The sequence below is a fragment of the Streptomyces sp. NBC_00090 genome (genome assembly GCF_045160815.1).
Taxonomy (GTDB): domain Bacteria; phylum Actinomycetota; class Actinomycetes; order Streptomycetales; family Streptomycetaceae; genus Streptomyces.
Window position 1 is genome coordinate 4,805,033 of sequence record NZ_CP108224.1, and the last position, 23,682, is coordinate 4,828,714.

At 74.5% G+C, this 23,682-nt stretch carries 16 protein-coding genes and 1 riboswitch; of the genes, 10 read left to right on the top strand and 6 right to left on the bottom strand.

The features are described from left to right. The first annotated feature begins 61 nt into the window (after positions 1–61). From OG361_RS21455 to OG361_RS21485, 7 genes are all read left to right on the top strand, one after another. Positions 62–802, top strand: coding sequence for a MerR family transcriptional regulator (locus OG361_RS21455; protein ID WP_405855848.1), 741 nt, complete (start codon positions 62–64; stop codon positions 800–802). Positions 803–929: 127 nt separating this feature from the next. Beyond that, positions 930–1,298, top strand: a complete 369-nt coding sequence (locus OG361_RS21460; RefSeq protein WP_405855850.1) for a hypothetical protein — start codon at positions 930–932, stop codon at positions 1,296–1,298. Between the two features lie 73 nt (positions 1,299–1,371). After that, positions 1,372–2,532, top strand: a complete 1,161-nt coding sequence (locus OG361_RS21465) for a PLP-dependent cysteine synthase family protein (RefSeq protein ID WP_405855852.1) — start codon at positions 1,372–1,374, stop codon at positions 2,530–2,532. Next, the gene (locus OG361_RS21470; RefSeq protein WP_405855854.1) at positions 2,529–3,785 is read left to right on the top strand and encodes an MFS transporter; all 1,257 of its coding nucleotides are present in this window, start codon (positions 2,529–2,531) and stop codon (positions 3,783–3,785) included. The genes OG361_RS21465 and OG361_RS21470 overlap by 4 nt, the downstream gene beginning before the upstream one ends. Before the next feature lie 144 nt (positions 3,786–3,929). Next, complete coding sequence (locus OG361_RS21475; protein ID WP_405855856.1) at positions 3,930–5,204, top strand: PP2C family protein-serine/threonine phosphatase; 1,275 nt, start codon at positions 3,930–3,932, stop codon at positions 5,202–5,204. Between the two features lie 201 nt (positions 5,205–5,405). Beyond that, a riboswitch (cyclic di-AMP (ydaO/yuaA leader) is annotated at positions 5,406–5,552 on the top strand. Positions 5,553–5,563: 11 nt separating this feature from the next. Then, positions 5,564–6,733, top strand: coding sequence for a M23 family metallopeptidase (locus OG361_RS21480; RefSeq protein WP_405855858.1), 1,170 nt, complete (start codon positions 5,564–5,566; stop codon positions 6,731–6,733). 79 nt (positions 6,734–6,812) lie between these two features. Then, positions 6,813–7,760: an aldo/keto reductase gene (locus OG361_RS21485; protein ID WP_405855860.1), complete on the top strand. Its 948-nt coding sequence runs from the start codon at positions 6,813–6,815 to the stop codon at positions 7,758–7,760. A gap of 114 nt (positions 7,761–7,874) precedes the next feature. Here OG361_RS21485 and OG361_RS21490 read toward each other — a convergent pair whose 3' ends face one another. The 4 genes from OG361_RS21490 to OG361_RS21505 all read right to left on the bottom strand — a co-directional run bounded on the left by OG361_RS21490 (position 7,875) and on the right by OG361_RS21505 (position 13,236). Beyond that, the gene (locus tag OG361_RS21490) at positions 7,875–9,317 is read right to left on the bottom strand and encodes a PrsW family intramembrane metalloprotease (protein WP_405855862.1); all 1,443 of its coding nucleotides are present in this window, start codon (positions 9,315–9,317) and stop codon (positions 7,875–7,877) included. 111 nt (positions 9,318–9,428) lie between these two features. After that, the gene (trmB, locus tag OG361_RS21495; protein WP_384572284.1) at positions 9,429–10,148 is read right to left on the bottom strand and encodes a tRNA (guanosine(46)-N7)-methyltransferase TrmB; all 720 of its coding nucleotides are present in this window, start codon (positions 10,146–10,148) and stop codon (positions 9,429–9,431) included. A gap of 212 nt (positions 10,149–10,360) precedes the next feature. Then, positions 10,361–11,545, bottom strand: a complete 1,185-nt coding sequence (gene lhgO, locus OG361_RS21500; RefSeq protein ID WP_405855864.1) for an L-2-hydroxyglutarate oxidase — start codon at positions 11,543–11,545, stop codon at positions 10,361–10,363. A 242-nt stretch (positions 11,546–11,787) separates the two neighbouring features. Then, complete coding sequence (locus OG361_RS21505) at positions 11,788–13,236, bottom strand: MFS transporter (protein ID WP_384572100.1); 1,449 nt, start codon at positions 13,234–13,236, stop codon at positions 11,788–11,790. 540 nt (positions 13,237–13,776) lie between these two features. On the opposite strand from OG361_RS21505, the gene OG361_RS21510 reads away from it, so the two are divergent. From OG361_RS21510 to OG361_RS21520, 3 genes are all read left to right on the top strand, one after another. After that, positions 13,777–16,119: an asparagine synthase-related protein gene (locus OG361_RS21510; protein WP_405855866.1), complete on the top strand. Its 2,343-nt coding sequence runs from the start codon at positions 13,777–13,779 to the stop codon at positions 16,117–16,119. Positions 16,120–16,239: 120 nt separating this feature from the next. Next, positions 16,240–16,830, top strand: a complete 591-nt coding sequence (locus OG361_RS21515; protein WP_405855868.1) for a Uma2 family endonuclease — start codon at positions 16,240–16,242, stop codon at positions 16,828–16,830. A 73-nt stretch (positions 16,831–16,903) separates the two neighbouring features. After that, positions 16,904–20,311 carry an AfsR/SARP family transcriptional regulator gene (locus tag OG361_RS21520; protein WP_405855870.1) on the top strand — a complete coding sequence of 1,136 codons (3,408 nt, stop codon included), beginning with the start codon at positions 16,904–16,906 and terminating at the stop codon, positions 20,309–20,311. Here the strand turns inward: OG361_RS21520 and OG361_RS21525 are convergent. Together OG361_RS21525 and OG361_RS21530 are read right to left on the bottom strand one after the other, a co-directional pair. Then, on the bottom strand, positions 20,298–22,412 hold the full coding sequence (locus OG361_RS21525) for a sigma-70 family RNA polymerase sigma factor (RefSeq protein WP_405855872.1): 2,115 nt from the start codon (positions 22,410–22,412) through the stop codon (positions 20,298–20,300). The genes OG361_RS21520 and OG361_RS21525 overlap by 14 nt on opposite strands. Positions 22,413–22,741: 329 nt before the next feature. Beyond that, positions 22,742–23,554, bottom strand: coding sequence for a TetR/AcrR family transcriptional regulator (locus OG361_RS21530; RefSeq protein WP_405855874.1), 813 nt, complete (start codon positions 23,552–23,554; stop codon positions 22,742–22,744). Between the last annotated feature and the right edge of the window lie 128 nt (positions 23,555–23,682).

The following is a 23,682-nucleotide window of genomic DNA, read 5'->3' on the forward strand; positions in this document are numbered from 1 at the left end:
CGCAGGGTCGCGGCGAAGTCCGCTTGACCTTGACGCGACGTCAAGATTTAGCGTTGTCGGCATGGAGTGGTCGATCCAGGAGATCGCCAGGAAGGCCGGCACCACCAGCCGCACGCTCCGCCACTACGGCGAGCGGGGACTGCTGGAGCCGAGCCGGATCGGCGCGAACGGTTACCGGTACTACGACCAGGCGGCGCTCGTACGTCTGCAGCGCATCCTGCTGCTGCGCGAGCTGGGGCTCTCGCTGCCCGCGATCGCCGAGGTCCTGAAGGGGCAGCGCGACCCGTCCGCCGCGCTCCGCACCCATCTGCTCCTCCTGGAGCAGGAGCGGGAGCGCATCGGCCGGCAGATCGAGGCCGTCCGCACCACTCTCCACAAGACCGAGAAGGGAGAAGAGCTCATGGCAGAGGAAGTCTTCGACGGCTTCGACCACACGCGGTACGAGGAGGAGGTCACCGAGCGCTGGGGCCGCGCGGCGTACGAGAAGGGCGACCGCTGGTGGCGCTCGCTCGACGCGGAGGGGAAGAAGGCGTTCCTGGACGAGCAGGCCGGCATCGCCCGCGACTTCGGGCAGGCGGTACGGGACGGCCTGGCCGCCGACAGCGACGAGGTGCAGGCGATCACGCGGCGCCAGATCGCGTGGCTGTCGGCCACCACGACCCCGACCAAGGAGTACGTGATCGGCCTCGGCCGCATGTACGTCGACGACCCGCGCTTCACCGTGAACTACGACAAGCACGGCGAGGGCACCGCGCTCCTCGTCCGGGACGCGATGGCGGTCTACGCGGAGCGGAACCTGTAGTCACCGCCGCCGGAAGCGCACGGAAGTAGTCGGAAGTAAACGGTGGCCAAAACCGCGCCCGTCGCTTTGCCGGTGCGTGACACCCCACCGTAGTCTCACGCGCACCATGGGTGACGATTACGTGCGGGTGAGTGATGTGCGACGGCGGGCGCCCGCCGTCCTCGTCCTGCTCGCGCTCCTCGCCCTCCTGGCGAGCGTCTGCCACGGAGCGCACGGGCACCTGCTGCCCTCCTCCGGCACCACGACGACCGTCTCCGCCCCCGCGCTGCCGCACGGCTGCGAGCGGTCGGGGGAGGCATGGTCCTTCGACGCCCACCTCCCCGCGCAGGGCGCCGCCTCACAGCTCGCCGCACCGGACGCCGGCGGGGCCGTGACCCTGTCGTCGTACGCGGCGGACCTCCGCACCGATCCCCGCGCGCGCTGCGTCCGGGGCAGGGCGGGACCCGGCCCCGAGCCGGGCCGCCTGCTGATCGCCCTCGGAGTGGACCGGAACTGAGCCGGGTCCAGGGCTGCTCCAGCCCTCCCCGACCAGGCTCCTTTCGGCGTACCACCTCAAGGACGTATCTCCCATGAACAGTCTCCTGTTCGGCAAGACGCTGCCCGGCGACGGGCGGCAGACCGTCGGCAACACCCCCGTCCTCTGGACGGACGACGGCTACTGGGCCAAGCTCGAAGGCTTCAACTTCGGCGGCATCAAGGACCGCGCCGCCCTCTACATGGTCGAGCAGGCCCGCCGCCGCGGTGAGCTGCGGCCCGGCGCGCCGATCGTCGAGTCGACCTCCGGGACGCTCGGTCTCGGGCTCGCCCTCGCGGGCGTGCTCCACGGCCACCCGGTCCACGTCGTCACCGACCCCGGTCTCGAACCGATCGTCGAGCGGATGCTCGTCGCCCACGGCGCGCGCGTCCACGTCGCCGCCGAGCCCAGCCCGCGGGGCGGCTGGCAGCAGGCCAGGATGGACCTGGTCGCCGAGCTGCTGGTGGATCTCGACGGGGCCTGGTGGCCCAACCAGTACGGGAACCCCGACAACTGCGACGCCTACACCGGGCTCGCCGCCGAGCTGTCCGAACAGCTCGACCGGATCGACGTCCTCGTCTGCGCGGTCGGCACCGGAGGGCACTCGGCCGGGATCTCCCGCGCGCTGCGCGCCACCGGCAGCCCCGCCCTGGAGCTGGTCGGCGTCGACTCGGTCAACTCCACCGTCTTCGGCCTGCCGGCGGGGGAGCGGCTGATGCGCGGGCTCGGCTCCTCCATCCACCCGGCCAACGTGGACCACGGCGCCTTCGACGAGGTGCACTGGGTCGGCCCCGCGGAGGCGGTACGGGCGGCACGCCGCCTGGCCTCGCGTCAGTTCGCCACCGGTGGCTGGAGCGTGGGCGCGGTCGCGCTGGTCGCCGGGTGGCTGGCCCGCACCCGGCCGCGCGGGACCAGGATCGCGGCCGTCTTCCCCGACGGGCCGCAGCGGTACTTCGACACGGTCTTCAACGACGAGTTCTGCGCGGCCCACGGGCTCCTCGACGGGCCGGTGCGCGAGGACCCGGCCGCGTACGAGGAGGACACACCGGTCGTCGGCTGGACCCGCAGGGTCCTGGACCGCGAGCCGGGGTACGGCGAGCCCGGGTACGTCGGGCCTGGGTACGGCGCGCCTGGGTACGGCGGGCCTGGGTATGGGCCTGGGTATGGCGGTCCCGGGTACGGCCGCCCCGGGGCCCGGGCGGAGCGGGTGCGTTGAGCGCCACGGCGGCGCCTCCCGCGGGAGGCGTCTGGAAGCAGAGCCGTACCTTCGACCCGGCCGTCCGGCTGCTCTTCCTCAACCAGCTCACCATCAACCTCGGCTTCTACATGCTGATGCCGTACCTGGCCGCGCACCTCGCGGACGGGCTCGGGATGGCGGCCTGGTCGGTCGGTCTCGTCCTCGGCGCCCGCAACCTCTCCCAGCAGGGCCTGTTCCTGGTCGGCGGGGCGCTCGCCGACCGGCTCGGCTTCAAGCCGCTGATCGTGGCCGGCTGCGCGCTGCGGACCGTCGGCTTCGGGGCGCTCGCCTTCGCGCAGTCGCTGCCGATGCTGATCGCCGCCTCGCTCGCGACCGGGCTCGCGGGGGCGCTGTTCAACCCTGCCGTGCGGGCCTGCCTCGCGGCGGAGGCCGGGGAGGAACGGCGGGTGCAGGCCTTCGCGCTGTTCAACGCGTACTACCAGGCGGGCATCCTGCTCGGGCCGCTCGTGGGGGTGGCGCTCACCGGGGTGTCGTTCCGGCTCACGTGCGTGGTGGCGGCCGTCCTGTTCGCCGGTCTGACCCTTGTACAGCTCCGGCATCTGCCCGTAAGGGGCGGGGCGGCCCCCTCGGTGGGGAAGGGCGAGCGGGGGCAGTTCCGTACGGTCCTCTCCCACCGCACCTTCTGGCTCTTCTCGCTCGCGATGACCGGCTCGTACGTGCTGTCCTTCCAGGTCTACCTGGCGCTGCCGCTCGCGGCGGAGGGCACGGGGCTCACGACGGCGCTGTTCGTCGTCTCGGCGCTGGTCGCGCTCGCCGGGCAGCTGCGGATCACGGCCTGGTGCCGGCGCCGCCTCGACCGCGAGCGGTGCCTGGTCCTCGGGCTCGCGCTGATGGGCGGGGCCTTCCTGGTCCCGGCGGCCCTGGGCCGGGGCGTGGCGGGGCTGCTGCTCTGCGCGGCTGTCCTGGCCGTGGCGAACGCGGTGCTCTACCCGTACGAGATGGACACCGTCGTCGCCCTGTCCCGGGGGCGGTGGGTGGCCACCCACTACGGGCTCTACAACACGGTCTGCGGGATCGGGATCACCCTCGGGAACCTGGGGACGGGCGCGCTGCTCGACGTCACGGGGTGGTCGGCGGTGCCGTGGCTGGCGCTGTGCGCGGTGGGCCTGGTGTGCGCGGCGGCCGTGGCCCTCCTCGCCCGCGGCGGACGCCTCGCGACGGCGGCTCCGGAGACGGAGGCGGAGACGGAGACGGAGAGGACGACGGGCTGAGCGTCCTTCCGGCCGACTGGCGTACGCCGTGCGGGCGTCCGCCAGTCGGCCCCGTGGGGGTCGCCGCCGGGTGCGGTCGCGGCGACCCTGGGAGGGCGCGGTACGGACACCGTGGCCGCTACGGACCGGGGCAGGAGAGCACAGGTGGGGCACCCCTTAGGAGCAGCGGGCGGTGGGCGGCGGGGCGGTGACGGCCGCCGCCCGTACGGAGGAGCCCGGAGCTTTCTCCGTGTGCTGCCTCCGCTGATCATCGTGGGCGGTGTCGCCTTCGACGTGTCGACACCGCCCTCGTACACCGCCGCGCCGCTCTTCTCCGCCGCTCCGCTGATCGCCGCGCCGTTCTTCTCCACCCTCACGACCCTGCTCACGGGGATCGCCGCAGTCCTCGCCGCCGTCGGGTTGCGCCTCTACAACGGCACCTTGGCGGAGGTCCCCTCCCTCACCGAGATGCTGACCATCGTGACCGTCGCCGCGCTGGCGCTGCTCGTCAACCGGGTCGTACGGCGCAGCGGGGAGCGGCTGGCCTCGGCGCGGGTCATCGCGGAGACCGCGCAGAAGGCGGTACTGCCGACGCCCGCCGAGCGGATCGGCGGTCTGCAGTGCGCGGCGCGGTACGAGGCGGCGCAGGCGGACGCGTTCATCGGCGGCGACCTGTTCGCCGTACAGGACACCCCGTACGGGGTGCGGCTCGTCGTCGGGGACGTCCGGGGCAAGGGGATGGAGGCGGTCGAGGCCGTCGCCGTCGTGATCGGGGCGTTCCGGGAGGCGGCCGAGCAGGAGCGGAGTCTGGAGGGCGTGGCGCAGCGGCTGGAGCGGGCGCTGGCCCGGGAGGGCACCCGCCGGGACGGGCTCGACGCCTTCGAGGGGTTCACCACGGCGGTCCTGGCCGAGATCCCGCGCGCCGGATCGGGGGAGCCGTCGGGCGGCGGACCGGGCACGGGACCGGGTGCGGGACAGGGTGCGGGACAGGGCGTGGGACTGGGCGCCGGGAGCGTACGGGTCGTCAACCGAGGTCATCCGCCCCCGCTGCTGCTGTACGCGGACGGGCGCCTGGAGGTGCTGGATCCGGCGGAGCCGGCGCTGCCGCTCGGCATGGGCGAGCTGGCGGCGTGGCCGGACCGGGCGGAGGAGCGGCCGTACCCGCCGGGCGCGACGCTCCTCTTCTACACCGACGGCCTCTCGGAGGCGCGGAACGCGGAGGGCGCCTTCTACGACCCGGCGTCACGCCTCGCCGGGCGGATCTTCCCGGGACCCGAGGAACTGCTCGACGTGCTGGTGGACGACGTACGGCTGCACACGGGTGGCGGGGCGACGGACGACATGGCGCTGCTCGCGGTGAGCAGGCCGGCGGCGGGGCAGCCGGACCGGCGCCGGACGATGCCCGTGGTGCCCCCGGGCGAGCCCGGTCACCAGGCGTAGTCGAGGGGTGTCACTGCGATAACAATTGACATAACGTCAGATCTCGAGGGTTTGACCAGTCCTTGCTGAAGGGGGGTCAACTCGGGCGATTCTCCACCAATTCAATGAATGATCAAGAGGAACGGCTTGGAATCGGGACCCCCTGTCTATTAACGTTCGATAACGCAGCGCGGTCGTTTCAGCCGCCGCAAGAGGCGGCACCGTGCGCACGCGCCGAATCCTGAAAAGGAACCGGGGAACCACCAATTGGGGTGAATCGGGCCCTTCGCACTCGTGCGACCGTGCCCGTAGGAGACCTTCCTGCTCCGAACCCGTCAGCTAACCCGGTAGGCGAGAAGGAAGGAAAGGAGCGCGCCTCCGTGGCGTCCAACACCCCCGCACCCGAAGCCCCCTTCGATGCCTTCGGTGGCGGTGCGGGTCCTGCCGCCCCGGACACCGAGTGGAACCCCACCGAGGGCTCCCTCCGCGCCGAGAGCCGCTCCGGCGGCCGGCATCGGGTCGTCAAGCAGCGCTCCAACTTCGCCCGCTCCTCCACCGTCCTCGGCGTCGGCGTCATCGCGGCCGTCGGCGCGGGCGGCCTCGCCACCGCGCAGGAGAAGCCGCCGGTGGCGATCTCGCTCCCCGACCTCCCGGACCTCGACCTCCCCGAGGCCAAGGACCTCCCCGGCGTGGGCGAGTTCTTCGCCGACGACAGCGACCAGCAGGACCGGGGCACGGTCGAGGCGACCGGCGGCAACCCGAACCCGCTCACCGCCGCCACCTACGCCACCGCCGACCGGACGACCGGCGGCGCCACCCGGGCCGCTCAGGCCGGCTACACGCAGCAGACCGCGACCGCCGAGCGGACCGAGGCCCGCGCCGTCGACGCGGGCGAGGTCCTGCGCGCCCGCATCCTCCAGCAGGCCGAGCAGCAGCAGGCCTCCGCGGACGCCGCCGAGATGGCCGCCGCGGAGAAGGCGGCGGCGGAGAAGGCGGCCGCCGAGGCGGAGGCCAAGGCCGAAGCCGCGGAGGCGGCGGCGGAGAAGGCGGCCGCCGAGGCGAAGGCGAAGGCCGAGGCGGAAGCCAAGGCGGAGGCCGAGCGGGTGGCCGCGGAGAAGGCGGAGGCCGAGCGCCTCGCCCAGCTCGCCGCCAGCTACTCGATGCCCCTCTCCTCGTACAGCATCAGCGCCACCTACATGCAGTCCGGCTCGATGTGGTCCTCCGGCTACCACACCGGTCTCGACTTCGCCGCCCCCACGGGCACCCCGCTCAAGGCGGTCCACAGCGGCACCGTCAAGTCGGCGGGCTGGTCCGGCTCGTACGGCTACCGGGTCGTCCTGGAGATGGAGGACGGCACCGAGATCTGGTACGCCCACCTCTCCTCCATGACCGTCAGCGCCGGCCAGACCGTGACCACCGGCGAGACGATCGGCCGCGTCGGCGCCACCGGCAACGTCACGGGCGCCCACCTCCACATGGAGGTCCACACCGCGGGCGGCGACGGCATCGACCCGGCGGCCTGGCTCCGCTCCAAGGGCCTGTCGATCTGATCCCCCCGGGTCCGGCTCCGCACGGAGCCGGTTCCCACGGAACGGAATAGGCCCGGCGGCGCGGAGGGTTGATCAGCCCATGACTTCTCTCCGCACGCTGGGCTCTTCCGACCTGCACGTCTTCCCGCTCGCCCTGGGCGGCAACGTCTTCGGCTGGACCGCCGACGAGGCGCAGTCCTTCGCCGTCCTCGACGCCTACGCCGCCGCCGGCGGCAACTTCGTCGACACCGCGGACATGTACTCCGCCTGGGCCGAGGGCAACGAGGGCGGCGAGTCCGAGACCGTCATCGGCCGCTGGCTCGCCTCCCGCGGCAACCGCGCCGACATCGTCGTCGCCACCAAGGTCGGCGCCCACCCCCACTTCAAGGGGCTCTCCGCCACCACCATCAAGGCCGCCGTGGAGGAGTCGCTGCGCCGCCTCGGCACCGACCACATCGACCTGTACTACACGCACTTCGACGACGAGTCGGTCCCGGTCGAGGAGATCGTCACCGCGCTCGACCAGCTCGTGAAGGACGGAAAGGTGCGGGCCGTCGCCGCCTCCAACATCTCCCCGGAGCGGCTGCGCGCCTCCCTCGACTTCGCCGAGTCCGAGGGCCTCGCCCGGTACGTCGCCCTCCAGCCGCACTACAACCTGGTCTCGCGCGAGACCTACGAGGGCCCGCTCCTGGAGACCGTCGAGAGCGCCGGGCTCGCCGCCCTCCCGTACTTCGGGCTCGCCTCCGGCTTCCTCACCGGCAAGTACCGCCCCGGCACCACCGTCGACAGCGTCCGCGCCTCCGGAGCCGGCGGGCACCTGGACACCGAGCGGGGGCGGGCCGTGCTCTCCGCGCTCGACGCGGTCGCCGAGGCCCACGAGGCCGAGCTCGCCACCGTCGCCCTCGCCTGGCTCGCCGCCCGGCCGACCGTCGCCGCGCCGATCGCCTCGGCCCGTACGGTCGAACAGCTCCCGGCCCTGGTCGCGTCCGCGGACCTCACCCTCACCGAGGCCGAGCTGACCCTCCTGACGGAGGCGTCGGCCGTCTGAGGCGGGCGGGAGCGTGGCCCGGTCCGGGCATGCGGCGCGCTGGAGACGGGCCCGGTCCGGGCCTGGGCAGGGACGGAGACGCCCCCGGACCGGCGGGTGCCGGGCCGGTGCTGCTCAGCTTCGGTACGGGTTGTAGCCGCCGTAGTCCAGGTACTGGGGCGGCGCCCACACCCGGCCCGTCGCCCGCGCCGCGTACGTGAGCGCGGGCGAGGCGACCTCCCGGCGCTGCCAGAGGTGGTGCAGCAGCTCCTGCTCCCGGGCCGGGAAGTCCGGCCCGGCCGTGCCGCGCCGGGCCCGGTCGCGGAGGAACGCGAGGGTCGTCGCGAAGGACTCGTACTCGCCGACCGCCCGGGCCGCGGGAGCACCGTACGTCCGGGCGGCGAAGGCGCGGGCCAGTTGGCGGGCGCGCATCGAGGAGAGGGCGAGCGGCTCGGCGGGGGAGAGCCAGCCGGCCGCCGCGTATGCCGGGAGCTCCCCGGATATCGTGCGCAGCTCGCGCTGCCGACTCCACACCGCGAGCCAGGTCAGCAGGCCGAAGGCGGGGACCATGAAGCAGCCGTACACCGCGTAGAAGGCCAGGGGGCCGCCGAAGGTGGCGGCGCCGTTCCAGGCGGCGTGCATGCCCATGGCGAGCAGCAGTCCGGCGATCGGCAGCAGCACCCGCCGGATCCGCTTCCCGCGCGGCGCGAGCGCGGCGAAGCCGAAGCCGATGCCGGTCAGCACGGTGAAGAGCGGATGCGCGAACGGCGACATCACGACCCGTACGAAGAAGGTTCCGGCGGTCACCGAGCCGATGCCGGCGGAGCCGAACGCCTGGTCCTCGCCGAAGGCGTTGCCGAGGTAGAGGATGTTCTCGGTGAAGGCGAAGCCGGTCGCGGTGAAACCGGCGATGACGACCCCGTCGACGAGTCCGCCGAAGTGCCGTCGGCGGAAGAGGAAGAGCAGCAGGATCGCGGCGGCCTTCGCGCTCTCCTCCACGACCGGCGCGATCACCGTGGCGCCGAGGGTGTCGGCCGAATCGGGGTCGGCGGTGGCCGTCGCGATCCAGCGGACCGCGAAGGAGTTCGCCAGGATCGCGACCAGCGCGGCGGCGAAGGCACCCCACGCGAAGGCGAAGAGCAGGTTCTTCCAGGGGCCTGGCTCGACCCGGTCGAGCCAGCGGAACGCGGCCATGAGCAGCGGTACGGGAAGCACCGCGAGGCCCAGGCCGACGAGGAAGCCCTCTGTGCCGGTCTGCTCGCGGACCAGCGCCAGGATGACCAGGGCGCAGAGCGCGAGCAGGGTGATCACGGCGACCGCCCGGACCAGCCGGCTGCGCCAGAAGGCGCGGCGGGGCCGGTAGCGCCACTGGGACCGGTCGGCGGCGGCGGGAAAGGCCGGCTCCTCGGTGTCCCGGTGCGGGACGGGAGCGGTCGCGCCGTGGACTTCGGCGCCGACACGGACTTCGGCTCGGGCCTGGGCGTCCGCTCGGGCCTGGGCTTCGGCTCGGGCGTCGGCTTCGGCTCGGGCGTCGGCGTCGGCTTCGGCTTGGGCTTCGGCGGGGACGGGGTTCGACACGTGAGCGACCCTAACGACCCCCACCGACACCGGGCGACGGAGTTACGTACTCCGTGTCACGTTCCCCGTGCCACGCCCCCCGTGCCACGCCCCCCGTGTCGCCTTCCCGTGTCACCTTCTCCGGAAGAGGAGATCGTGCACGACGTGACCCTTGTCGAGGCCCTGCCCCTCGAAGCGGGTGACGGGCCGGAAGTCCGGGCGGGGCGAGAAGCCGCCGTCGGCACGGGTGTTCTCGAAGTCCGGATGCGCGGAGAGCACCTCCAGCATCTGCTCGGCGTACGACTCCCAGTCGGTGGCGCAGTGCAGCACGCCGCCGGGCTTGAGCCGGGTCGCGAGCAGGCTGAGGAACTCGGGCTGGATGAGGCGCCGCTTGTGGTGGCGGGCCTTGGGCCACGGGTCCGGGAAGTAGACGCGGCAGCCGTCGAGGGAGTCCTTCTCCAGCATCTCGCGGAGCAGGATGATCGCGTCGCCGTTGGCGACCCGGACGTTGGTGAGGCCGTTGCGGTCGGCGAGACCGAGCAGATTGCCCTGGCCGGGGGTGTGGACGTCCACGGCGAGGATGCCGGTGCCGGGATCGGCGGCGGCCATCTGCGCGGTCGCCTCGCCCATGCCGAAGCCGATCTCCAGGACGACCGGAAGCCCGTCGAACATCTCGCCCAGGTCGAGGACCCGCTTGCCGTCGATGTCGAGCCCCCAGTCGGGCCACCGCTTCAGCATGGCCTCGGCCTGCCCGTAGGTGACGCGGCTGCGGCGCGGCTGGAAGCTCCGGATCCGCCGCTCGTGATGGGCCCCGGCGGGATCGGGGAGGGGCCCCTCACCGGGGGCGAACATCCGACTGCCCCGCCGCGCGACGGGCTGGGGGGCGGGGTCGGCGACGGGCTGCACGGTGTTCTCAGGCTGCTCAGACACAATGCCCCCGATTCTACGGCGGCCCACGCCCACCCGACTTCCGAGCCCGGAGAGCCGGAGCCGGCGCGGTGCCGCCGCCATGGGGGTCCGGGGCGAAGCCCCCCCGGCTACAACCGGGGAGCTCCTCCCACCGGCTACAACCGCGCCAGCGCCCGTCGCGCCACCTCGCGCCCGATCGGCAGCGACGCCGTCGCCGCCGGCGAAGGCGCGTTCAGCACGTGGACCGTCCGCGTCGCCTCCCGGATCAGGAAGTCGTCGACCAGCGTCCCGTCCCGCAGCACCGCCTGCGCCCGCACCCCCGGCGCCGCGCGCCGCAGGTCGGACTCCTCCACCACCGGCAGCAGTCTCCGTACCGCCTCGGTGAAGGCCCGCTTGGACAGCGAGCGGTGCAGCTCGCCCGCCCCGTACCGCCAGTGGGCGCGCGCGATGGACCAGGAGCCGGGCCAGGCCAGGGTGGAGGCCAGCTCGCGCGGGCGGACGACGGACCAGCCGTACCCCTCCCGGGCGAGCGCCGGTACCGCGTTGGGTCCGATGTGGACGCCGCCGTCGATGCCCCGGGTCAGGTGCACCCCGAGGAACGGGAACGCCGGGTCGGGGACCGGATAGACCAGGCCCCGCACCAGCGAAGGGTCGGCCAGCTCGTAGTACTCCCCGCGGAAGGGGACGATCCGCATGCCCGGGTCGTCGCCCGCGAGCCGCGCGATCCGGTCGCAGTACAGCCCGGCGCAGTTCACCAGGACCCGCGCCCGCACGACCCGCCCGTCCGCCGTCCGCACGGCGACGCCCCACGGGCGCCGGTCGATCACGGTGACTTCCGCCCCGTAGAGGATCCGCGCCCCCGAGGCCTCGGCGAGCCGTCCGGCGACGGCCGTGTAGTCGCAGATGCCGGTCGTGCCGACGTGGATCGCGGCCAGTCCCCGCACCCGCGGCTCGTACTCGCTGATCTGTGCCGGGCCGAGCTCCCGCACCGGGATGCCGTTCTCCCTGCCGCGCTGTACGAGCGCGTGCAGCCGGGGCAGCTCCTCGCGCGAGGTGGCGACGACGAGCTTGCCCGTCACCTCGTACGGAATGTCCCACTCCGCGCAGAACTTGACCATCTCGGCCGCGCCCTCGACCGCGAACCGCGCCTTGAGCGAACCGGGCCGGTAGTAGATCCCGCTGTGGATCACCCCGCTGTTGCGTCCGGTCTGGTGCCGCGCGTGGGCGTGCTCCTTCTCCAGGACCGTGACCCGGGTGCCGGGGGCGGCGCGCGTCAGCGCGTACGCCGTCGACAGACCGACGATCCCACCGCCGATCACGAGCACGTCACAGTCAAACACCAGCGCCACCTCCCACCCCCGATAGTGCACTGGCCCACTGACAATCCCGCGAAACCTCGCGCGAGCTCACGAGACACAGGTCACGCGGATCCGGCGGGTCACGGCGGGTCCGGAGACCCCGGAGACCCCGGAGACCCCGGAGACCCCGGCGGGCCCGCCGGGTCACGCCGTGGACAGGTCTCACACCGGCGCGGACGGGCCTCACACCGGCGCGGACCATCTCACGCCCGCGCCGACAGGTCTCACACCGGCGCGACGAGCAGCGGCCGGGCCCGCTCCCGCAGCTCCATGACGCGCGGCTCGTCCCCGTACGGTTCGAGCCGGTGCAGCAGGTCCCGTACGTACTCGGTCGTCCGCGCCGAGGAGATCCGCCCCGCCACCTCCACCGCGCGCGTGCCCGCCGCGCAGGCCGCGTCGAGGTTGCCCGACTCCAGCTCGGCGACGGCTGAGACGACGAGCCGCAGCCCGTGCGAGCGGACGAACTCCTCGGTCGGCCGGGACAGCGCCTGCTCGGTGAAGCGGCGCACCTCGCGGGGCGCCTTCAGGTCCCGGTAGCACTCGGCGGCGTCGGCACAGAACCGGTCGTACGAGTAGAAGCCCAGCCAGGTCGGGTCCGCGTCGCCCGCCCGGGAGCGCTCCAGCCACCCCTCGGCGGCCTTCAGCGCGGCCGCGGCGGCGACGCCGTCCCCGGCCTTGGCGTGCGCGCGGGCCTCGACGAGCCGGAAGAAGGACATGGTGCGGGCGGTGGCGAGCCCCCGGTTCCGTTCGAGGGCGGCCTGGGCGAGGTCGACGCCCTCGTCGGCGAAGCCCCGGTAGGTGGCCTGGAGGGACATGGAGGCGAGGACGTACCCGCCGAGGGGCACGTCCGCGGCGGCGCGGGCGAGCCGCAGGGCCTGGATGTAGTAGCGCTGGGCGGCCTCCTGCTGCCCGGTGTCGAAGGCCATCCAGCCGGCCAGGCGGGTGAGTTCGGCGGTCGCCCCGAAGAGGGCGCGGCCGACCTCGTCCGAGTACGAGCCGAGCAGCAGCGGCGCGGCGTCCACACGTAAGCACTCGGGGACCATCGACGAACGCCAGTCCCCGCCGCCGTACTTGGAGTCCCAGCGGCGCGCGTCCTCGGCGGCCTCGCGGAGCTTGGCGACATCGCTGTGACCCACGCGCGCGTGCTCCGCGGCCGCCGCGACGGCAGCACCCACGCCCTCCCCCGGGCGGGGTGCCTCGCGCTCCACCGACGGGTCGGCGGGGGTTATCAGCCAGCGGGAGGCGGGGGTCGCGTACGCGCTCACGGCGAAGGATCCGGCCAGCGACTGCCAGATGCCGCCGCCACCGGCCCGCCGCCCGGCGAGATCCAGCCGGTACAGGTCGGTGGCCGAGCGGACCGCCTCGCCCACGTCGCGCGGGAAGGCGAGCCCCACCTCGGGCGCCGGGTCGGCGTCCGCGAGCCCGATCTCGTGCAGCGGCACGGGCCGGCCGAGCTTCTGTCCGATCGCGGCGGCGATCAGATGCGGGGCGGCGCCCTGCGGCACCATGCCCTTCGACACCCAGCGGGCCACCGACGTCTTGTCGTAACGTAGCGTCAGACCCCGTTGCGCACCGAGGTCGTTGACGCGCCGGGCGAGCCCGGCGTTGCTGATTCCCGCGAGGGCGAGAACCGTGCCGAGCTTTTCGTTCGGCCCGCGTTGCTCCCTGGACATGACGCCACCCCTCGACAACCCAGACGGCCGCCACGACGCCGGGCATAGGCGTGCGGCATTCGTAAACACAGCGTAGTTCGCCGCATCCCTACCGTTAAGGGGCGGTGTTCCGTATGGCGAGATTGTTGTGTGAACAGTCCGCGGGAGGGGGCGCCGGTTCGGCTCGTGCTCCCGCCGTGTGGCCGTGCGCCCGGCCGTGCGCTCTCGTCCGGCCGGCGGGGGGAGCGCTTCCATGGGTGGTGCGTGGGTCGGCCCGCTCGGCCGGGAACGGTGTCCCGGACCAGTGGGCTGGGGGACACCGCCGCCCCATTCCCCGCGGGCGGCGGACGGCGCCGGGAGGCGGGAGCGCCTCCCGGGCTGCCGGAGACGTATGAGGGCCGGGGGTGGGCCGGGCCGTGCCCCGGACGCCTTCGGGACCCTCCGGGGAGGGTCGATATTTGGCCGAATGACGCCGGTGTCCAACTGGCCCATGCCAGGGGCGCATTCGGCTTTCGTACGCGTGCACCCGGACTCCGCCCCGTGCGCCGTTGTCGTGGCAGCATGTCTCCCACCGAAACGGACGTGGAGGCGCCGATGCGATGGCTGGTGGGCTGGAGCAGTGTCGCCGCGAGCTTCGCAACGACCGCCGGAGCGCGGGCGGGAGCGGTGTACGGCGGATACGACTCCACCGCGGGATACGGCTCGGGCGGGAGCGGCTACGCATCCGGTACGAGCGGATATACGTCCGGCGGGAGCGGCTACACGCCCGGCCACCAGTCCGGCTACACGTCCGGCCACCAGTCCGGCTACACGTCCGCCGGCGGGAGCGGCTACACCTCCGGCGCCGCGCACTCCGGCCCGGCGGCCGAGGGGCGCACGGTGCAACCGGTGGGCGCACAACTCCTCTGGGGCGACCCCGATCCCCTGTGGGCGGTCGGCGACTGGCGCCCCGACGAGGTGCGCGTGGTGGCCGTCGACGACCACACCCGCCTCGCCGTGCTCGGCTGCTGCGCCGCCACCGACGAGGAGCTGCGCGTCGGCCTGCTCACCGCGCGCGGGGGCGCACTGAGGCACCTGACGGCGTGGCCCGGCAGCTACACCGTCGTCGTCAAGGCCGGCCGCCGCGTCACCGTCACCGGTGATCTCGCGGGCGCCCGGCCGGTGTTCCACACCCCGTGGGCCGGCGGCACCGCCTTCGCGACCGCCGCCCTGCCGCTCGCCGACCTCGTCGAGGCCCAGCTCGACATCGGCCACCTGGCCGCCCTGCTCGCCTGCCCCGAGACCCCGGAGGCGCTGCGCGACTCCACCCCGTACGAAGGGGTGCGGCGGGTGCCGCCCGGCCACGCGCTGATCCTGCGGGAGGGCTCGCGCGAGATCACCGGGTACGAGCAGGTGGCCTCGCTCGCGGTCGCGGCGCCCGAGGCCGACGCCCGGCAGTCCGTGGAGGGGGTGCGGGACGCCCTGGTCGAGGCCGTGCGCGCCCGGCTCACCGCGCCCCGGCACGCGCCCGAGGCCCCGCTGCCCGACCCGGGCCCGGTCCCCGGGATGGGGCCCGCCGACCGGCGCGCGGCCCGCGGCGGCGGCCCGACGCCCGGGATCGGCGCCGACCTGTCCGGCGGCAGCGCCTCCGGCACGCTCGCGCTCCTGGCGGCGGGGCTGCCGGGGGTGCCGGGCACGATCCTCGGACACGGCGCGGGCGCGGGGGAGCGGCTGCTCGCGGTCACCTTCAACGACCTGGCGACCCGGGCCGGTTCGGGCCGTGAGGACGAGCTGAAGCGGGCCGGGGAGATCGCGGCCGACCCGCGCCTGCACCACGTGGTCGTCGCGGCGGGCGAGGAGGCGCTCCCGTACGCCGCCCTGGACGGGCCGCTCACGGACGAGCCGGGACCCTCGCTCGTCACCGCCGAGCGCCATCGGAGGCGGCTCGCGGGCGGCAGCGCCGACCACTTCACGGGCATGGGCGCCAAGCAGGTCCTGGACGCGCACCCGGCGCGCCTCGCCGACCTCCTGATGGACCGCAGGCGCCGCTCCCTGGTGCGCCCGGTGACGGCGCTCGCCAAGGCCTCGGGCCCGTCGGCGGGGGCGCTCCTGGTGCCGCTGACCGTGTACCGGGCGGCGCGGAAGCTGGCCCGTACCCCGTACCGGACGGGTCTGGAGGCGGCGGCGCGGCGGGTCCTGGAGGCGAACCGCACGGCCCCGGACGGCTTCGGTCCCCTGGAGGCCTCGCTCTCGGCCCTGACCTGGTCGAGGCCGGGGCCCGCGGCGCGCTGGCTGACGGGGGAGGCATTGGCTGAAGTATCGGTTCGCCTGAACCGTGCGGCGACGCTTCCCACCTCCGTACAGCGCCCCGGCGAGGCACGCGCGCGTGCCGCCCTGGCCCGGGCCGCGGCCGACCACCGGGTCCTGGAGCAGGCGGCGGAGATCCGCGGCCAGCGGCTGCACGCCCCCTTCCTCGACAACCAGGTGGTACGGGCCTGCCGCGCGCTCCCCGAATCGCTCCGGGTCCAGCCGGACGCCCGGGCCGGCGTCCTGCGCACGGTCCTCTCGGGCGCCGGCATCCACGACCTCCCCGCGGGCTGGGGCGCACCCCACCCGGCGGTCCCGGCCGCCGCCACGCGCGCGGGGCTGCGCGCCGCGCTCCCCCACCTCCTGGCCCTCTTCGACGCCCCGCTCCTCGCGGACGCGGGCCTGATCGAGGCCCGCGTCGTGCGGGAGGCCCTGCGCGCGGCCGCCGACGGCGAACCCGTCCCCCTGGACGGCCTCGCCGACCTCGTCTCCACGGAACTCTGGCTCCGCCGCCTCCTCGCCCGCCGCGGCTCCTGCTGGACGAACACCACGGAGCCGCGCGCCCACCGGGCGGTCCAGGGCCCCCTGATCCCGGCGTCGAGGTCACTGCCCGCGTGAGGTCGGGCGGCGGCCTTCGGGTGAAACGTCACAGCACGCTCGTTCGAGTGAAGCGTTCCGGACCCCGCCGAGATGACCGGCCTAAGCTGAGAGCGTCGCACCGATCGAAGGAGGTCCGGCATGGCGATGCCGGTTCCGGAGAACGTGTTCTCCGAGGAGCTGCCCGACCGTGAGGGTGCGAGTGTGCAGGAGACCTTCGAGCTGTTCAGCGCCATGGCCCCCAAGGGCTGGCGCGTGGAGCTGATCGAAGGGGAGATCTGCGTGGTACCTCCGGCCAACGGCGAGCACGGGGAGATCGTCTCGGAGCTGAACGGTCAGGTCCGAGATCACGACAAGGGCGTCGGGCGCTACACGGGCATCGGCCTCAGCCTCCCCGGTGCCACCGACACCGTGCGTGTCATCCCCGACCTCGTCATCGCTCCCAAGGGCAGCTTCGACGACCAGCAGGAGTGGCACGCCCCCGACCCGGTCCTTCTCGTCGCCGAAGTCACCTCCTCCTCCACCGCGAGCCGCGACCGCGTCCAGAAGATCAGGGCCTACGCCCGCGCCGGAATCCCGCTCTACCTGCTGATCGACCGGGAGGCGGACGAGGCCGTCGTCTGCTCCGATCCGTCCGGCGACGACTACGCCCACAAATCCGTCCACAAGCTGGGGAAACTCGTTCCGCTCCCCGCCCCCCTCGGCTTCACCCTGGACACGGCCGCGTTCTGAGCCCGGTCCGGCTCCGGGTCCCACCCGGGTAAACCCCGAGGCGTACCCCGAGGCCACCGGCCACAATGAGCCGGTGCGGTATCTCATCCTCGGCACCACCGAGGCCCTCGACCCCCGCGGCACCCCCCTCCCCCTCGGCGGCGCCCGGTTGCGCGCGCTCCTCGCCGCGCTCGCGCTGCGCGGCGGACGGGCCGCCTCCGCCACCGAGCTCGCCGACGACGTGTACGGGGACGACCCGCCGCAGGACGCTCCCGCCGCCCTCCAGGCCCTGGTCGGCCGCCTCCGCCGGGTCCTCGGCGCGGAGGCCGTCGTCTCCACCGCCGGCCCCGGCTACCGGCTCGTCGCCGGTCCCGACGACATCGACCTGTACGTCTTCGAGCGCCGGGTCAGGGACGCGGGCGCCCGTCTCGACGCCGACGACCCCGACACCGCCGCCGCCCTCCTCCGGGACGCCCTGGCCCTCTTCCGAGGCCCCGCCCTCGCCGACCTGCCCGACCCGGCGGGCGTTCGGACCGAGGCCCAGCGGCTCGCGGCCCTGCGCCGGCGCGTCGAGGCCGACCTGCGCCGGGGCGCCACCGACGGACTCGTCCCGGAGCTGACCGAGCTCACCACCACGTACCCGTACGACGAGGCCTTCCACGCCCACCTCATCCGCGCCCTGCGGGCCGAGGGCCGCCACGCCGACGCCCTCGCGGCCTACGAGTCGGCGCGCCGCACCCTCGCGGACGCCCTCGGCGCCGACCCGGGGCCCGAACTCGCCGCGCTCCACCACGTACTCCTCACGGGCGGTGCGGGTGGTGTGGGTGGTGCAGGCAGTACGAGCGGTACGAGCGGTACGGCCGGACCGCCCCCGGCGGGCGGCGCGACGGCGGCCCGGCCCGCCACCCGGCAGCACCCGGAAACGGACCGCCGCTCCCGGTCACAGCACCCGGACCCACATCCCGAGCCGCGCCCTCGGCCGAAGCAGCACCAGGCATCCGCCACCCCCACAGACCCCACCGGCCCCGCCCCCGCCCCCACCGGCCCCGCCCCCGGCAACATCCGCCCCCGTCTCACCTCCTTCGTCGGGCGCGAGCCCGAGATCGCCGCCCTCCAGGACGACCTGGCCCGCTCCCGACTCGTGACCCTCACCGGGCCCGGCGGCTCCGGGAAGACCCGGCTCGCCGAGGTGGCCGCGGTGCGCGCCGTCGGCCCCGCCGCCTGGATCGCCGAGCTCGCACCCCTCGACGACCCCGAGGCGCTCCCCGGCGCCGTGCTCAACGCGCTCCGCCTCCGCGAGATCAACCTCCTCAACCGCGAAGGCCTGCCCCTCCAGGACCCCACCGCCCACCTCGTGGAGCACCTCGCCGGCCGCCCCTTCCTCCTCGTCCTCGACAACTGCGAGCACGTGATCGGCGCGGCCGCCGCCCTCGCCGAGACCCTCCTCACCCACTGCCCGCAGCTCCGCATCCTCGCCACCAGCCGCGAACCCCTCGGCGTCCCCGGCGAATCGGTCCGCCCCGTCGAGCCGCTGCCGCCCGACCCCGCCCACCGCCTCTTCGCCGAACGCGCCCGCGCCGTACGCCCCTCCTTCGACCCGGCCGGGGACGCCGGCGCCGTCGACGAGATCTGCCGCCGACTCGACGGCCTGCCGCTCGCCATCGAACTGGCCGCCGCCCGGCTCCGGCTGCTCACCCCGCGCCAGATCGCCGACCGCCTCGACGACCGGTTCCGGCTGCTCACCTCCGGCTCGCGCACGGTCCTGCCCCGTCAGCAGACCCTCCGCGCGGTCGTCGACTGGTCCTGGGACCTGCTCGAACCCGCCGAACGGAGCCTGCTCCGCCAGGTCTCCGTCTTCGCCGGCGGTTGGGACCTCGCCGCCGCCGAGGCCCTGACACCGGGCGCGGCCGACACCCTCGGCGCGCTCGTCGACAAGTCCCTGGTCGTGGCCACCCCCACGGACGAGGGCGAGATGCGCTACCGCCTCCTGGAGACCATCCACGAGTACGCCGCCGAGCGGGCCGCCGAGACCCCCGCGCTCCGCGCCGCCGCCGAGGCCGCCCACACCGCCCACTTCACGGCCCTCGCCGAGGAGGCCGAGCCCAAGCTGCGCTCGCACGAGCAGCTTCCCTGGATCGAGCGGATCGAGCGGGACCTCGACAACATCCGCGCCGCCCTCCACCGGGTCGGCCTCGCCGCCCCCGACGAGGCCGCCGCCCACCGGCTCGTCTTCGCCATGGGCTGGTTCTGGTGGCTGCGCAACTACCGTCCCGAGGGCCTGGCCTGGGCGGAGCGGGCCATCGCTCTCGGCGAGGACCCGGCCGACCCGGCCGACCCCCGCTACTGGCCGCGTATGCATCTGCGGATGCTCCACTTCTTCCTCGCCGTCGAGAACCACACCGCCGCTCACCTCCGCGACGACCCCGAGACCGTCGCCCTGGTCGGCCGGGTGCGTGCCGCGTTCGGTACGGACCCCGGCCCCGAGGCCGCCCGTTTCCCCGGTCTGCTCTGGCCGTTCACCGCGTACCTCACCGAGGAACCGCTGCGGATCCGTGCCCTGCTCGACGTGGCCGTCGCCAACTGCCGTCGCCACGGCGGCGACTGGGAGGTCGGCGTCAGCCTGATGTTCCGTACGCACCTGGTCGTCGACATGCCCGGCGGCATGGCCGGAGTCGACGAGGACCTGACCGAACTCCGCGTCCTCTCCCGCCGCGTCGGGGACCGGTGGATGGGGGCCCAGATCGCGAGCGCCGCCGCCGAGGCCAACATGATGCGCGGCCGCTACGCGGAGGCCGGCGAGGCCTACGAGGAGGCCCTCGGCCTCGCCCGCGAAGTCGGCGCCCACGCCGAGAGCCCCTTCCTCCTCGCCCGCCTCGCCGAACTCTCCTACCGCTCCGGCGACATGGAGGCCGCCGGGAAGGGGCTCGAAGAGGCCTCGGCGGAGGCCGAGCGCTACCACGTGCAGGACACCCTGACGTTCGTGTGCTTCCTGCGCGCCTCCATCGCCATCCACCTGGGCGAGGTCGAGGAGGCCCGCGCCCAGCTGGAGGTGGCGGGTCGTCTGGTCGCGACCGGAACCCCGCCACCGCACTTCCTGGCCGTGGTGACCGGGCTCACCGCCCGCGTCGACGCCTACGGGGGCGGGGGAGCCGCGGCCGTGGCCTCCGCCGCGTTCGCGCTGCGCACCGCGCGGGACTCCCAGTGCGCGGACCCCATCTCCACGGCTCTCGGCCAGGGCCTCGCGGTCACCCTGTCCAAGGCGGGCGAACCCGCGCTCGCCGTCATGGTCCTCGCCGCCGTCGACGTCTGGCGCCACGAGATGCCCCGCTCGGTCCCGGAGCTGCACGAGGCCGAGTCGGTGACGGCGGAGGCGCTCGCCGCGCTCGGCGCGTCCGGCCTCGCCGCCGCCCGCGCGGCCGGCACGGGCCTCGGCCTCGACGACGTCCTGGCGCTCGCCGAGACCTACGCCGCCACGTCGGCGGACGGGGTCAGGAGCAGCTGATCCGGGAATCCGCCCAGTCGGCGACCGCGGCACGGCCGAAGGGCGTGTGCTCCTCCACCACGAGCCGGAGCGTGGAGCGGCCCGTGATGTCGACGTGCACCGGGAGCGGCGGGTCGCCCGCCCGGACCACGTCGGAGCGCCAGAGCCGCTCCCCGTCGCCGTAGACGGAGAAGCGGACGCCGCCGGAGCCGAGCAGGGCGCTCAGGTCGTCGATGCCGACGATCGCGTCGTAGTTCCCGCACTGCCGGTTGAGGTGGACGAGCAGCGAGGACGGCGCGTGCACGCTCACCCCGTACGCGTACCGGGTGCCACCGATCGACAGGCCGTTCCGCGGCCACATCCAGCTGCTGTCGGAGAGCGAGAGCTCGGGCTTGGTGCCGTCGCCGAAGATGCCGTACTCCAGCTCGTTGACCCGGTAGACGGTGGGCGGCGCGGGCGGAGCCGGCTTCGGCGAGGTCGTCTCCGGGCTCGGCGTCGGGGTCGGAGCGGGCGTCGGTGTCGGCTTCGGGCCGGGCGGCGGAGTGGGGGTGGGGGTCGGCTTCGGCGTGGGGCTCGGCTTCGGGGACGGCTTCTCCGGGCTCGGGGTCGGGCTCGGAGTCGGCGTGGGCGTGGGCGTCGGCGTCGGAGCTTCGGCCGTTACGGGTGGGGGCGGGGGTACGGGCTTCGGCGTCGGCTTCGCCGGGGGAGCGGGCTCCGGCGGTACGACGGGGGTGACGACCGGCTGGGTGGGCCGGGGCGTCGCCGCGGGCTGCGGGTCCCCGGCCATGGCCCAGACGAGCCCGGCGGCAGCGGCGACGGCCATGGCGGCCGCGAGTCCGGCCTTCGCGGGCATGCCGAGGCCCTCGGCGGCGGCACCGCCCGAGGCCGTGCCGCCGGCGGCCCCGCCGGACGCACCGGAGGCCGCGGCCGCCGCGCCCGCTCCGGCGGCGCCGACGGCACCGCCCGCGACGACACCGGCCGCCTTGAGCGAGTACCCGGCGGCGAACCAGCCGATGACGGCGACCGGCAGCAGCGCGGGGATCCCGGCGTTGACATGGGCCAGTTCGCCGGCGGCGAGCCGACACTTGGCGCACTCGTCCAGGTGCTTGCGCAGCCCGCGCTCGGCCCGGATCCGCAGCCCGCCGCGCGCGTAGGCGCCGAGCCGGTCCGCGTACCGGGCGCAGTCGCCGCCCGAGGTCAGGGACTGGCTGACGTGGGCCTGGAGATAGGCCTGCTTGAGCCCTTCGCGGGCCCGGCTGGCGAGCACGGCCGTGGCGTTGGCGGTCAGTCCGAAGAGCGGGGCGACCTCGCTCGGCGACTCCTCCTCGACGGTGGTGTGCCACAGCACGGCCTGCCAGCGCTCGGGCAGCGACCGGAAGGCCTGCATGGCGAGCGACTGCTCGGCCTCGTGCATGGCCCGGACGTCCGCGCCCAGGTCGAGCGTGTCCTGGTCGGAGACCTCGGAGGAGCGGGACGCCTCCGCCGCGAACACGGCGAAGTCCTCGACGAGGTGCTCCCGCTTCTGGGTCCTGGCCCAGTTCGCCGCGACCCGTCGGACGGTGGTCATCAGATAGGCGCGCACGGCCTGTTCGGGCCCGGCCCCGCCCCGTACCGCCTGGAGGGTGCGGGCGAAGACCTCGGCGGTGAGGTCGTCGGCGGTGTGCGCGTCCCGGCAGCAGGTCCTGGCGTATCGCCGCACGGCCTCGGAGTGGCGCCGGAACAGCTCCTCGTACGCGGAGTCGTCGCCGTCCCGCATGAGCTGGACGAGATCGGCGTCGGAGGGCGGCAGATCCACGGGCGGCGGAAGGACGCCGTCGGACTCGTCTCCGTCATCGGCACCGACGCCGGTGAGCCCGTCCCCGCGCGCGTCCGTCCCGGCGGTCGCCCCCGCGGCGCCCCCGACACGCGACCCGGGTCCGGTACCCGACCCGGGCGCGGCCTTGCCCTCGCGCTGCTGCGGGACGCTCGGATCGACCGTCTGCGGGCCGCTCGGCGGTGAGCTCACGGGTGTACCGGAGACGCCTCCCGGGCCGCCCTGGCTCGGCACCTGCTGTGGGGGTAGTCCTCCGGTCTCCGCGGCGCCGCCGTTGCCCAGCGGATCGTCCCGACCGTCACCGCTCATCGCGGAAGCCCCCGTACGCACGCCCAGACCAGAACACCGGCCAAGACTGCCACAGAGCGCGGGTACGCCGAAGCGCCGCGTCCACTTACCACTCGTCCGGGGCGACTTCCCGTATCCGGGCGTAACCGCTCACACGTTCGTGCGAAGCCCGTTGACCCGCCCGGAGGACACCGGAGCACCCGGGAGCACACCGGAGCCCACCGCAACAGCCCACAACGAGGACACCGGAGCCCGCCGCCACACCCCACAACACGGCAGTACTCCGGAGCGCGGACGCGGACGCGCACGAGCCCCGGAGCCGGATCGCGGAAGCGCCGTCCCCCGCCGTCCTACCGGGAGCGCAGGCCCTCGAGCAGGATGTCCAGGAGCCGCGTCGAGGCCGCGGCCTGCTGCGCCGCGTCCGGCAGGGCCGGGGCCGCGGTGGCTATCACGAGCAGGACGTCGGCCACGGTCACGTCGGCCCGCAGCTCACCCGCCTCACGCGCCCGCTCGACGAGCCGGCCGACGACGTCGAGCAGCTCGGCCGCCCCCGCGTCGTCCCGCTCCTCGGCCGGCACCACGCGCGGCGCGACCACCCGAGCGTCGGACTCGACGATGCCTCGCTGGCTCGGCACACGGGCAGCGTCGTCACCGGCTTCGGCGCCGACCGACCCCGAGGGGTCGTCCACGCCCACCCGCAGGATCTGCGGCGGCAGCAGCCGCCCCGCGCCCGAGGCCACCGAGGTCCGCAGGAACCGGGAGAGCGCCGACCACGGCTCCTCCTCCTGGCCCAGCGCGGCCCGCGCCTGCTCGGTCAGCCGGGAGGTCTCCTCCTCGGCTATCCGCCGCACCAGCACGTCCTTGCTGGGGAAGCGCCGGTAGACCGTGCCGACCCCGACACGGGCGCGGCGCGCCACGTCCTCCATCGGAGCCCCGTAGCCGAGCTCGCCGAAGACCTCGCGCGCGGCGCGCAGCACGTGCTCCAGATTGCGCTGGGCGTCCACTCGGAGCGGAGCGGACCTGCTGCCCCCCATCGGAGCCACCGTCCCGTTGCGCAGCTCGCCGGCACCGCCCTGGGACATCGTCCCGAGGCCCTGGCCCTGGCCGTCGTCGGCGGTCGCCGTCCCGACGACCGACTGCCACCGTGAATCCTGAATCTGCATAAGCGTTCCCCCGCTCATGATGTCTCCCCCCGGAGACTCCCCGCCCTGACACGGGGCTCCCGGTCGACGAGCGCTTCGGTCCACGCGCTCCCATCCGACACCCCGACGAAGTACGAACATAGTTGAGT